12 protein-coding genes are annotated in these 12,347 nt (G+C 71.7%); 11 read left to right on the plus strand and 1 reads right to left on the minus strand.

From position 1 onward, the window contains the following. Positions 1-143 precede the first annotated feature (143 nt). From prcB to PWG71_RS19640, 5 genes are all read left to right on the plus strand, one after another. Entirely contained in the window at positions 144-989 is an 846-nt protein-coding gene (prcB, locus tag PWG71_RS19620; protein WP_274811352.1) for a proteasome subunit beta, read from the plus strand. Positions 990-1,042: 53 nt separating this feature from the next. Next, positions 1,043-1,795 carry a proteasome subunit alpha gene (gene prcA, locus PWG71_RS19625; RefSeq protein ID WP_274811353.1) on the plus strand — a complete coding sequence of 251 codons (753 nt, stop codon included), beginning with the start codon at positions 1,043-1,045 and terminating at the stop codon, positions 1,793-1,795. 124 nt (positions 1,796-1,919) lie between these two features. After that, complete coding sequence (gene pafA / locus PWG71_RS19630) at positions 1,920-3,278, plus strand: Pup--protein ligase (protein WP_274811354.1); 1,359 nt, start codon at positions 1,920-1,922, stop codon at positions 3,276-3,278. 181 nt (positions 3,279-3,459) lie between these two features. Then, a complete protein-coding gene (locus tag PWG71_RS19635) occupies positions 3,460-4,575 on the plus strand; it encodes an FKBP-type peptidyl-prolyl cis-trans isomerase (RefSeq protein ID WP_274811356.1) in 1,116 nt (371 codons plus the stop codon). Positions 4,576-4,746: 171 nt separating this feature from the next. Then, entirely contained in the window at positions 4,747-5,760 is a 1,014-nt protein-coding gene (locus tag PWG71_RS19640) for a methionyl-tRNA formyltransferase (protein WP_274811410.1), read from the plus strand. A gap of 193 nt (positions 5,761-5,953) precedes the next feature. Here the strand turns inward: PWG71_RS19640 and PWG71_RS19645 are convergent, their stop codons facing one another. Next, positions 5,954-7,033: a DUF3866 family protein gene (locus PWG71_RS19645; RefSeq protein ID WP_274811358.1), complete on the minus strand. Its 1,080-nt coding sequence runs from the start codon at positions 7,031-7,033 to the stop codon at positions 5,954-5,956. Between the two features lie 106 nt (positions 7,034-7,139). Between PWG71_RS19645 and PWG71_RS19650 the strand changes: the two genes are divergently transcribed. The 6 genes from PWG71_RS19650 (at position 7,140) to PWG71_RS19675 (ending at position 12,346) form a co-directional block, all read left to right on the plus strand. Beyond that, positions 7,140-9,155 carry a helix-turn-helix transcriptional regulator gene (locus tag PWG71_RS19650; RefSeq protein ID WP_274811360.1) on the plus strand — a complete coding sequence of 672 codons (2,016 nt, stop codon included), beginning with the start codon at positions 7,140-7,142 and terminating at the stop codon, positions 9,153-9,155. Between the two features lie 102 nt (positions 9,156-9,257). Then, positions 9,258-9,449 carry a hypothetical protein gene (locus PWG71_RS19655; RefSeq protein WP_274811362.1) on the plus strand — a complete coding sequence of 64 codons (192 nt, stop codon included), beginning with the start codon at positions 9,258-9,260 and terminating at the stop codon, positions 9,447-9,449. A 65-nt stretch (positions 9,450-9,514) separates the two neighbouring features. Next, positions 9,515-9,844, plus strand: a complete 330-nt coding sequence (tatA, locus tag PWG71_RS19660) for a Sec-independent protein translocase subunit TatA (protein ID WP_274811363.1) — start codon at positions 9,515-9,517, stop codon at positions 9,842-9,844. Between the two features lie 173 nt (positions 9,845-10,017). Next, on the plus strand, positions 10,018-10,848 hold the full coding sequence (gene tatC, locus PWG71_RS19665; RefSeq protein ID WP_274811411.1) for a twin-arginine translocase subunit TatC: 831 nt from the start codon (positions 10,018-10,020) through the stop codon (positions 10,846-10,848). A gap of 83 nt (positions 10,849-10,931) precedes the next feature. Further along, on the plus strand, positions 10,932-11,360 hold the full coding sequence (locus tag PWG71_RS19670) for a DUF397 domain-containing protein (protein WP_274811364.1): 429 nt from the start codon (positions 10,932-10,934) through the stop codon (positions 11,358-11,360). 89 nt (positions 11,361-11,449) lie between these two features. Continuing rightward, on the plus strand, positions 11,450-12,346 hold the full coding sequence (locus tag PWG71_RS19675; protein ID WP_274811366.1) for a diacylglycerol/lipid kinase family protein: 897 nt from the start codon (positions 11,450-11,452) through the stop codon (positions 12,344-12,346). The last annotated feature ends 1 nt before the right edge of the window (position 12,347 follow it).

Here is a 12,347-nt window from a genome sequence, read left to right on the forward strand (position 1 = left end):
GTGCCGTCGGCCCCGCCGCGAGCACGACTAGGGTCGATCCCGACCGACCGGCCGTCGCACCCGACGGCCGGTGATCAAGACAAGACGATCGAGGCGCCCCGTCCGCCCCCGCGTCGGGGTGGGGCGCGAGTGGAGGGAGTCGCGTGTTCGAAGGGTTCGAGGGCAAAGGGTTGCCCGCCGCTTTCATCAGTGCGGGGACCTCGTCCTTCACCGAGTTTCTCCGTGAGGTCAGGCCGGAACTCCTGCCCGGCCACGGCCTGCCGGGCCAGGGGGCCGCGGCCGAGCACCTCACCCCCGACGCGACGACCATCGTCGCGCTGACCTTCCCCGGGGGTGTACTGATCGCGGGCGACCGTCGTGCCACCCAGGGCAACGTGATCGCCAACCGCGACATGGAGAAAGTCTTCCGCACGGACGAGTTCTCGGCGGTGGCCATCGCGGGCTCCGCCGGCATAGGTATCGAGTTGGCCCGCCTCTATCAGGTGGAACTGGAGCACTACGAGAAGATGGAGGGCCGGTCGCTCTCCCTCGAAGGTAAGGCGAACAAGCTCGCCCAGATGGTCCGCGGCAACCTGGGCATGGCCCTCCAGGGCTTCGTCGTGGTCCCCGTCCTGGTCGGCTACGACGAGAACGACGACAAGGGCCGTGTGTTCAGCTACGACGCGGTCGGCGGGCGCTACGAGGAGCACCGCTACCACTCCATCGGCTCGGGTTCGGTCTTCGCCAAGGGCTCCATCAAGAAGCTCTACCGCGAGGACCTCGCCGAGACCGACGCCGTCAAGGTCGCCCTGGAGTCCCTCTACGACGCGGCGGACGACGACTCCGCCACCGGCGGACCCGACCTGCACCGCAAGATCTTCCCCTTGGTCGACGTCATCACCTCGGACGGTCACCGCCGTCTGCCCGCCGACGAGGTCGCCCGCCTGGCGACCGAGGTGGTCCAGGGGCGCGCCGTCCACCCGGAGGGCCCCACCGCCACCCTGGCCTGAGCCGCCCACCCGATATTGGACTTCTCCCGATCTAGGTAAGGAAACGATCCGCGGTGTCGATGCCGTTCTACGTCGCCCCCGAGCAGCAGATGAAGGACAAGGCGGACTACGCGCGCAAGGGCATCGCGCGCGGCCGCAGCGCCGTCGTTCTGCAATACGAGGGCGGCATCCTGCTGGTTGCGGACAACGTCTCCCGCACCCTCCACAAGATCAGCGAGCTCTACGACCGCATCGCCTTCGCCGCCGTCGGCCGCTACCCCGAGTTCGAGAACCTGCGCCTGATGGGCGTGCGCTTCGCGGACGTGCGCGGGTACCAGTACGACCGCCGCGACGTCAGTGCACGCCAACTCGCCAACATCTACGCCCAGACCCTGGGCACCGTGTTCAGCGAGAGCCTCAAGCCGTGGGAGGTGGAGATCGTCGTCTCCGAGGTCGGCGACACCCCCGACGACGACGAGATCTACCGCATCACCTTCGACGGCTCCATCGTCGACGAACAGGGCTTCGTCGCCGTCGGCGGATCCTCCGAGCACGTCTCCCAGTCGCTCAAGGACCGCTTCGCCGCCGATGCCTCCCTCGCCGCCGCCATCAACGCCGCCACCCACGCCCTGGCCAGGGAGAACGGCGAAGAACGCGAACTGGAGGCCGCCAACCTGGAGGTCGCCATCCTGGAGCGGTCCAGGCAACACCGCAAGTTCCGCCGCATCCAGGGGCCCCGTCTGATCTCCCTCCTCGAAGAGGGACGCGGCGGCCCCCGGAGCGCCTCCGGCGACGGGACCTCCACCGACGACGAGGCCGACGCATGACCTGTTGAGCGATGAGCAGATGGTCACGGTGCGGCACCCCCGAGGCGCCGCACCGGGCCGGGCCGGCGCGGACGACGTGGCCCCGTCGTCCGCGCCAACGGTGACGGGAAGTTGGTGAGGCCGCGTGGAACGACGGATCTTCGGGCTGGAGAACGAGTACGGGGTCACGTGCACCTTCCGTGGACAGCGTCGGCTGTCCCCGGACGAGGTCGCCCGCTACCTCTTCCGGAGGGTGGTCTCCTGGGGGCGCAGCAGCAACGTGTTCCTGCGCAACGGAGCCCGCCTCTACCTGGACGTGGGAAGCCACCCCGAGTACGCCACCCCCGAATGCGACAGCCTCGTGGACCTGGTGGCCCACGACAAGGCCGGCGAACGCATCCTGGAGGGATTGCAGGTCGACGCCGAGCAGCGCCTGCACGAGGAGGGCATCGCCGGGGACATCTACCTGTTCAAGAACAACACCGACTCGGCGGGCAACTCCTACGGCTGCCACGAGAACTACCTCGTGGGACGACACGGGGAGTTCGGTCGACTGGCCGACGTCCTCATCCCCTTCCTGGTCACCCGCCAGATCATCTGCGGTGCGGGCAAGGTGCTCCAGACCCCACGCGGCGCCCTGTACTGCGTCAGCCAGCGGGCCGAGCACATCTGGGAGGGCGTCTCCTCCGCCACCACCCGTTCCCGGCCGATCATCAACACCCGCGACGAGCCGCACGCCGACGCCGAGCGGTTCCGCCGCCTGCACGTCATCGTCGGCGACTCCAACATGAGCGAGACCACCACCCTCCTCAAGCTGGGCTCCACCGACCTGGTGCTGCGGATGATCGAGGCCGGCGTGGTCATGCGCGACTACACCCTGGAGAACCCGATCCGGGCCATCCGGGAGGTCAGCCACGACATGACCGGTCGCCGCAAGGTGCGCCTGGCCAACGGCCGTGAGGCCGGCGCGCTGGAGATCCAGCGCGAGTACCTGGAGAAGGTGCAGAGCTACGTCGACCGGCACGGCACCGACGCCACCGGCAAACGCGTCCTGGAACTGTGGCAGCGCACCCTGGAGGCCGTCGAGAGCCAGGACCTGGAATCGGTCTCCCGCGAGATCGACTGGGTGGCCAAGTACATGCTGCTGGAGCGCTACCGCGCCAAGCACGACCTGTCCCTGTCCTCTCCGAGGATCGCCCAGCTCGACCTGACCTACCACGACATCCATCGCGACCGGGGCCTGTTCTACCTGTTGCAGAACCGCGGCCGGATGGAGCGCGTGGTCGGCGATCTGCAGATCTTCGAGGCCAAGTCGGTGCCCCCGCAGACCACGCGGGCCCGACTGCGCGGTGAGTTCATCCGCCGCGCACAGGAGCAGCGACGCGACTTCACCGTCGACTGGGTGCACCTCAAGCTCAACGACCAGGCCCAGCGCACCGTGCTGTGCAAGGACCCCTTCAAGTCGGTGGACGAACGCGTGGAGAAGCTCATCGCCGGCATGTGACGGCCGGCATCGCGCGAACGCCCCGGCGACGGAACCTCCGTCGCCGGGGCGCCGTCGTCGCGGGGAAAGCCGCGCGAGGGGACGTTTCGTTACCGATGTTCCTCGTTACGGGGAGGTGGTCACGGTCGCGCTTTTCGGTAGTGTGACCCTGTCCCGAGCCGGAAAACAGAGGTAGTGACTCATGCACCGACGTGCCGCCGCCCTCGCGGTGCCCCTGACCGCCATCGCCCTGGCGGTCTCAAGCTGCGGAAACATCCCCGAAGAGTGGCGCACCCCCGCTTTCATGCAGATGGACGGGGAACAGCTCGATTCGCGGCTGCCCGGTGTCACCGGTGAGGTCGGCGAGGAACCCGAGATCACCTTCCCCGACATCGAGCCCCCCGAGGAGGAGCTGTCGGGCGTGGTGCAGGAGGGCCCGGGCGAGGGGGAACTGGTCCGCGCCGAGGACCTGGTCATCGCCAACGTCGTCCAGTACCAGTGGACCGGCCCCGGCGAGGGCGAGAAGGTCGAGGGCCAGTCCAGCTACGAGACCGGCGCGCCCGACCTCATCCGCATGGACCAGATGCCCGAGCAGATCAGCGCGCTGCTGGTCAACCAGTCGGTCGGCAGCCGGGCGATGTACGTCTTCCCGCCGTTGACCGAGGAGGAGCAGGCCCAGGCCGTGTCCATGGGCCAGGAGCCCCAGACGGGCGCCAGCGTCCTGGTCGTCGACGTCATGGCCCGCCACGGCAAGGGCTCGGTCGTGCCGGGCGAGCAGACCACCGACGGCGGTGACGGCCTGCCCACCGTGACCCAGGACGGCCACAGCGAACCCACCATCGAGGTCCCCGAGGGCGACGCGCCCGAGGAACTGGAGATCGTCCCCCTCATCGAGGGCTCGGGCGAGGAGGTGGAGGAGGGCCAGCAGGTCATCGTCCAGTACAGCGGAACGCGCTGGGAGGCCGACGAGAACGGCGAACACCCGGTGTTCGACTCCACCTGGAGCCGCGGCGGCGTCCCCTTCGACACCACCATCGGCGCCGGCTCCGTCATCAAGGGCTGGGACGAGGGCATCGTCGGCCAGAAGGTCGGCAGCCGCCTGCTCCTGGTCGTGCCCGGTGACCTGGCCTACGGCGAGACCGACGAGGAGGCCATGGGCGCCCCGTCCGGAACCCTGGTCTTCGTCGTGGACGTCCTGGGCTCCTACGACAACCCGCCGCCGGTCGAGCCCGAGGAGGGCGCGGAGGACGGCGCCGAGGAGGAGCCGTCCGAGGACGAGGAGTCGGCGGACGAGGAGTCCGCGGAGGACGACGAGTAACCGCCCGCGCGCGTTCCACCGAGGGCTCCCCCGGGCCGTGCCCGGGGGAGCCCTCCGCGTTCCCGGGCCCCGCGCCCGGCGGACACGCAGAAGAGGGCCACCTCCACCGGCGTCACCGGACCGCTGCGTAGAGTCGTGGACACCAACGGTGGACCGAGCGAGGGGGAGGCCGTGGTGGACCGGCGGCGCTACTGCTACGTATCGGGGCTGAGCCTGGGGATCCCCGCCCTGGAGGAACTCTGCGCCCAGGGGCGACCGCCCGGACTGGTGGTCTCCTACCCGGCCGAACTCGCCCACCGCTCCGGTTACACCGACTACGAGGCCGTCACCCGCCGCCACGACCTGCCGCACCTGCGCGCCGCCGACCTGGACTCGGACGAGGTGCGCGACGCCCTCACCGCGCACGACGTCTCCCTGCTGATCGTCGCCGGCTGGTCCCGGCCCGCCCCCGAACGCCTCCTGACCGCGCTTCCGCTCGGCGGGGTCGGCCTGCACCCCGCACCGCTGCCGGTCGGACGCGGCCGAGCCCCCATCCCGTGGACGATCCTGCGCGACATGCGCGCCAGCGCCGTCACCCTCTTCCACCTGGACCGACCCGCCGACACCGGCGACATCATCGACCAGGTCCGGTTCGACGTCGAACCCGACGTCACCGCCACCGGACTGTACGACCGGGTGGCCCGGTGCCAGACCGAACTCCTGGTGCGCCGCATCGACGACCTGCTGGCCGGGACCGCGCCGCGCCGGCCCCAGCGCGGGCACGTGTCGGTGTGGCCGCGCCGTCGGCCCAGCGACGGGCGCGTCGACTTCACGGCCTCGGGCCGCGACGTGGACCGCCTCGTGCGGGCCCTGGCCGCGCCCTACCCGGGCGCCTTCGCGATGTTCGGCGGGGCCCGCATCACCCTGTGCGGGGGAGCGCTCGCCGAAGGGCCGGTCGGCGAGGCCCCGGGCGGGGTGGTCGCCGTCGGTCCCGGTCGGGTCTGGGGTGTGACCTGCGGGGACGGCACGGTGTTCGTGCCCGACGCCATCCGCGTGGACGAGGGGGTGCGCGCCGACCCGACCTCCCTGGCCATGTTCCGGCCCGGGGCGTTCTTCGACGAACCCTCCCCGCACACCCCCGCCGCCGCGCGTCCCCTGCCGGTACCCGGCCAGGCCCCCGACCCCGAGTCACTCCTGCGCACCTGACATCGCCCCGTCACCCCGCGCCGCCCCCGGCCGGCGACTCCTCCGACGTTCGGAACCCCGGGGGCGTCCCCCGCTCCGTTCCGGTCCGGGCTGAGACACCCGGAGAACGGGAACGGGCGAAAGGGGGTGGCACCGGCGACACGGACCCCCGGACCTCTCCTCGCCGGCCTCCGCGACCCGTGGACGCCCCCGCTCAGAGGAGGGAGGCGGCGTGGCGGCCGGCGGCGGCCGCGCCGAGGAACGACGCCCGGTCCTCCTCCAGACCGCGCCCCATCGTGGACGGCTTCATCGGCAGCGCCCGCAGCGCGTCCTCCAGCCCCTCCACGTCCACCTCCACCAGCGTGTGCCGGTCGCCGAGCGGCGCGGCCTGGGCGCGCACCCGCTCCCCGAACACCCCCGGCAACAGCGGCACCACCACGTCGGCGCGGGCCGACGCCACCCGGCCGTAGGCGGTCAGACTGTGGTGGGACACCCCCAGGTGCCGAGGGCGCGGGTCGGCCTCACTGAGCCGCAACGACGCCACCGGACGCCCGTCCAGCACCGCCGCCGCGTTCACCGCCTCACCGCAGGACACCCCGGAGAACCCCCACGGCGTCCCCGTGCCCAGGTTGCCCGGCCCCTGACAGACGACCACCACGTCGGCGTCCAGCACGTGACGGGCCGCGAGCAGCCCCGAGTGCACGGTCACCGCCTCCAGATCGCCGCCGAAGGCCTGACCCGTGGTCACACAGCCCGCCAACAACCCCTCCTCCCGCAGCACCCCCAGGGTGCGGGAGAAGGCGGCGGGCAGCGCGCCGCCGTCGGTCATCACGTTCACCACCCGCGCCCCGGGCCGGTCCCGCAGCACCCCGGCCAGCACGGCGGGCAGCGCCGAGTGCAGGTCGGCGACCACCACCGGCATCCCCGCCACCCCATCCGCGTCGCGCAGCGTCGCGTGGTGCGGGGAGTCCTGCTCGTCGGCGCCCTCCACGGTCGCCTGCAACGGCGTGTACCGCGCCTTGACCAGGTGCCCCGGACCCTCCCGGTCCGCGGGGAGCCGATCGGGGAGGGCCACCACCAGCGCGTACCCGCCGGTGCCCAACCCCAGGTCCAACGCCCCGGTGTTGAGCAGGACCGCGTCCCCCGGACGCGGCTCGCCCACCAGGTCGGTGTAGGCCAACGCCCTGCACGACCTTTTCCCGCCGTCGCCTTCGGTCACGGTGACCAGGCACACGCTCACCCCCGGCCAGGAGGGGAGGAGTTCACGGACTTCGCCACGGCGCCACCGGATCATGCGGAGCACGGTACCTTCATTGCTGAGTCGGAACGGGGACGACGCGCCACGGCGCGCACCCGCCGCCGACCGCTTTCCACACGCGGGCGAGAAGAGGGTGCGGGCGATGTCGCGCAGGAAGACGGAACGACAGCTGAACCTGGTCATCTGTCTGTTGTCCACGCGCCGCCATCTGACGGCCCAGGAGATCCGGCAGACCGTGCACGGCTACGCCGAGGCCGAGAGCGAGCAGGCGTTCAAGCGCATGTTCGAGCGGGACAAGCGCGAACTGCGCGACAGCGGCATCCCCATCCAGGTCGGCACCGGCGACGCCATCAGCGGCGAGGAGGGCTACCGCATCTCCCGGGCCGACTACGAGCTGCCCGAGATCGAGCTGCTGCCCGACGAGGCCCTGGTGCTCGGCCTGGCCGCCCGCGCCTGGCGGCACGCCTCCCTGGGGGAGGCCGCCGCCAACGCCCTGTTCAAACTCCGTTCGGCCGGGGTGCCCGTGGACACCGAGGCCGCCCCCGGCCTCACCCCCGCCATGCGCACCGACGAGCACGCCTTCGGCCCGGTGTGGCAGGCGGTGCGCGACCGGCGCCCCATCACCTTCGACTACCGCAAACCCGGCCAGGCCGCACCCGAGCACCGCGAGATCGAACCCTGGGGCATCGTCAACCTGCGCGGCCACTGGTACGTGGTCGGCCACGACCGGCGGCGCGACGCCCAGCGCGTGTTCCGGCTCGGCCGGATCCGGGGCGAGGTGGAGATCCTGCGCGGCGGCCCCGACGTGGTCGTCCCCGACGGCGTCGACCTGCGGTCCGTGGTGGCCGGCCACCGGTCCGAACCGGAGGCCACCGCCACGGTGCGGGTGCGCACCGACACCGCCCACGCCCTGCGCCGCGCAGCACTGCGCGTGGTGCCGGGCGAACGCGACGGCTCGGGGGGCGGCCGGGACGTGCTCACCGTCCCCTACACCGACGTCCCGGCCCTGGTCGAGCACGTCGCCTCCTACGGCGCCAACGCCGTCATCGTCGAACCCGCCGAGGCCCGCGCCGCGATGGTCGAGCACCTCACGGCGACCGTCGACGCCGCGCCGCCCGTCGAGTCACCGACCCCTGTCCTCCCGGCCGAGGAGCACACCGGACCCGCGCGCGGCCCCCGTTCCGCCGACCAGCTGCGCCGTCTGCTCATGCTCGTCCCCTACGCCCTGGGCCGGGACGTGCGGGTGCCGGAGGTGGCCGCGCACTTCGGGCTGACCGAGAAGCAGGTGGTCGCCGACCTGAGCCTGCTGTGGATGTGCGGTCTTCCCGGCTACACCCCCGGCGACCTCATCGAGGTCGACCTGGACGCCGCCAGGGAGACCGGCGAGATCATCATCGGCAACGCCGACACCCTGGCCCAGCCGCTGCGGCTGACCGCCGACGAGGCCGCCAGCCTCGTGGTGGGCCTGTCCCTGCTGGAGTCCCTGCCCGAGGCCGAGGGGCTGGAGTCGGGCGCGCTCAAGCGGGTCTCCGAGAAGTTGCGCACCGCCGCCGGCACCGCGCTGGGCTCCCTGGCCGACTCCGTCCAGGTCCGGCTGGAGGACTCCGACGACGAGCAGATCGCACAGACCCAGCGGCGCTGCGCCGACGCGCTGGAGTCGGGGCAGCGCCTGCACCTGCGCTATCTGTCCGGTTACCTGGACCAGGTCACCGAACGCGACGTGGACCCCCTGGGCCTGGTCGTCCAGGACGGTCACACCTTCCTGGAGGGGTACTGCCGGCTGCGCGAGGACGTGCGCATGTTCCGGTTGGACCGGGTGCTGGAACTCACCGTGCTGCCCTACCCGGCCGAGGTGCCCGCGGGGGTGGGCCGCCGCGACCTGTCCGCGGGACTGCTCCAGCTCTCCGACCGCGACGCCCTGGTCACCCTCGACCTGGAGCCCTCCGCCCGCTGGATCACCGAGGACTACGTGTGCGAGTCGATCGCCGAACTGCCCGGGGGAGGGGTCCGCGCCGCACTGCGCACCCCCGCGCCCGCGTGGGTGGTGCGCCTGGCCCTGCGCCTGGGGCCCCGGGGGCGGATCGTCGCCCCCACCGCGCTGGCGGAGGAGGCCCGGGCCGAGGCGCGCAGGACCCTGGAGCGGTACCGCACCGCGTGAACCCGGGGGAAACCGGTCGAGACCGAGGCGTCGCACGAGTGAGGCGCGGCTGTTCACCGGGGGGTCGGGTGTAGGTCGGAGCGAAACGGATAAGGTACAAGCGTGATCGTCCTGACCGTCCTGTTCGGTGCGCTCGTGCTCGGAATCGTCGTCATCGGCGTCCTGCTGACGCGCGTGCGCCGGGCGGCGGGCGCGCTTGCCCGACAGGTGGCGCGGGCGTCGGACGAGCACCGGGCGGGCGACGAGGCACGTCCGCTCCTCGGCCACGGCGGAACCGGTACGTCCGGTACGTGACGGTTCCGCGCCCGGTGCGCGTACCATCGAAGGCGCCTGGTCGCGCCCCATAGAGAGGTAGAACCATGGGACCGTTCAACGGACCTACCATCGCCATCCTGGTGATCCTGGCCCTGCTGCTGTTCGGCGCGAAGAAGCTGCCGGACCTGGCCCGTTCGCTGGGACGCAGCGCACGCATCCTCAAGGCCGAGAGCAAGGGTCTGATCGACGAGGAGAACGAGTCCGCCGAGACCTCCGCCCCGCCGCAGCAGCCGCAGGCGCAGGCGCAGCAGGCCCAGGCGCAGACTCCGCAGCACCAGCAGCCGCAGGCCCAGTCCTACCCCCAGCTGCCCCCGGGCCAGCGCATCGTCAACGAGTCCGGTGAGACCACCGACCGGACCTACGACAACCGCTAGGGCCCACACCGGCCGGCGGCGCTCGGCGCCGCCCCCGGGGCGCGGCGCCGCGAGGGCGCCGCGCCGAACGGTCGTCAGCGGCCCCACCCCGCCCACCAGGGGTGCGGCCCCGAGGAGAGAAGAGTGACCGGACGATGAGGGTCCGACGCACGGCGGCCAACCCGGAGGCCCGGATGCCGCTCATGGACCACCTGCGCGAGCTGCGCGGCCGCGTGGTCAAGGTGGTGATCGCGCTCGCCCTGGGGTGCGTGGTCGGCTACCTGGTCTACGACTACGTGTGGGAGTTCCTCAAGGCCCCCTACTGCTCCCTGCCCGAGTCGCAGGCCGTCGACCCCGACGGGTGCGCCCTCATCGTCACCGGCCCCTTCGACGCGTTCTTCGTCGCCTTCAAGGTGTGGCTGTTCGTCGGGGCCATCGTCTCGTCCCCCTTCTGGCTGTACCAGGTGTGGGCGTTCGTCGCGCCCGCGCTGCACAACCGGGAGAAGCGCTACGCCTACGTCTTCGCCCCCCTGGCGGCGCTGCTGTTCACCGTCGGCGCCGCGCTGGCGTACTACATCACCTCGTTCGCGCTGACCATGCTGTTCGGGTTCCTGCCGCCGGACGCGCTGACGTTCCTCACCATCGACGAGTACCTGAGCTACATGCTCATCATGATGACCATGTTCGGCCTGGGCTTCGTCCTGCCGCTGCTGGTCGCCCTGCTCAACGTCGTCGGGATCCTCCCGCACGCCGCCATCGCCAAGTGGCGTCGGGTCATCATCTTCTCCTCCTTCCTGATCGCCGCGGTGATCACCCCCGCCGAGCCGATCTCCATGCTCGCCCTGGCGGTGCCCCTGGTGGTCCTGTTCGAGTGCGCCGAACTGTTCGCGTTCCTCAACGACCGCCGCAAGAGGCGACACGACCCCTACGAGGGTCTGTCCGACGACGACATCTCCGAGATCGACGACACGCCCTCCTCCCTGGACGATCCCGACTTCGAGGAGGAAGCGGGCAAGCGCTCCTGAGCGCGCCGCGCAGACGCTAGGGTCGGCGACGGGAATCCTTCGGGCCCCATCGCCGACTCCGGTCGTAGGAAGAGGAAGTTTCGATGAGCGAGCAGACCGAGGCCGCGCGGGAACTCCCGCCCGAGGCCATGGGCAACGAGAAGTGGCACGACACCACCGACGCGGTGTGGATGCGCTCCTCCCTGTCCAACCCCGACTCCGAGGCGATCGTCGAGGTGGCCACCTTCGACGACGGTTTCCGCGCGGTCCGCGACGGCAAGTCCCCCGAGAAGGGCACCCTGTTCTTCACCCCCGCCGAGTGGGAGGCCTTCGTCCTGGGCGCCCGGGACGGCGAGTTCGACATCCCCGAGGAGTACCTCACCGAGGAGGAGGCCAGGATCCAGCGCGGCGAGGTCGACGTCGAGGTGGGCTGGGTGCCCTCCCCGCTGAACAGCCCCAGGGCGATGGAGGAGTACCATCGCCGTCAACGCGAGGAGGCCGCCGCGGCCGCCCGGGAGACCGACGCCTCCTGAGCGGTCCGGACACACCCGGGCGTGAGGGTGTACGGGCCTCCCCGAGCCGTCCCGTACACCCTTCCCGCACCGGGTAGCGAAGGACCCCCATGCCCCCTCACATCGCCCTTCTGGTCAACCCCAGGTCCGGACGACGCCGCGCCGCCGTCACCGCCGTCCGCCTCAAGGAGGCGCTGCGCGACGCCGGGGCCCGCGTTCACGTCTACAGCGGTGAGTCCGCCGCCGACAGCCGTCGCATGGCCCGTCTGGCCGCCGCCGACGACCCCGACGCCCTCGTCGCCGTCGGCGGCGACGGTCTGGTCCACCAGGCCCTCCAGGGTGTGGTCGGCACCGGGGTCCCCCTGGCCGTCGTGCCCACCGGCACCGGCAACGACATCGCCCGCGCGTTCGGGCGGTTCCGCGGTTCCGCCCAGGACCTGGCCGCCGCCGTCCTGCGCGGACGCACCCGCTCGGTCGACTGCGTGCGCGTGGAACTGGCCGACGGCACCCGCCGCCACTACCTCAGCGTGCTCGCCTGCGGGTTCGACGCCCGCGTCAACGAACGGGTCAACGGGTTCCGGTTCAAGGTCGGCCGGGTCGGCTACCTCGTGGGCCTGCTCGCCGAAATGCGCGCCTTCCGGCCCGTCCACTACGAGATCGACGTGGACGGACGCCGCGTCGACGGACCCGGCATGCTCGTCGCGATCGGCAACACCAGCTCCTACGGGGGCGGCATGAAGGTGTGCGCCGCCGCCGAACCCGACGACGGGCTCATCGACGTGGTCTTCCTCAAGGAGGCGCCCATGGGCCGCTTCCTGCGCCTGTTCCCCCTGGTGTTCACCGGCGGCCACCTCGACCTGCCCGAGGTCCTCGTCGAACGCGGACGCACCGTGACGGTCCGCGCCGAGTCCGTACCGGTCTACATCGACGGGGAACGCCTGGGCGAACCGCCCCTGGTGTGCGAGGTGGTGCCGAAGTCGGTCGAGATGTTGGAGCTGACCTCATAGG

Origin of the sequence: Nocardiopsis sp. N85 (assembly GCF_028882275.1) — a bacterium.
Taxonomy (GTDB): Bacteria; Actinomycetota; Actinomycetes; order Streptosporangiales; family Streptosporangiaceae; genus Nocardiopsis; species Nocardiopsis lambiniae.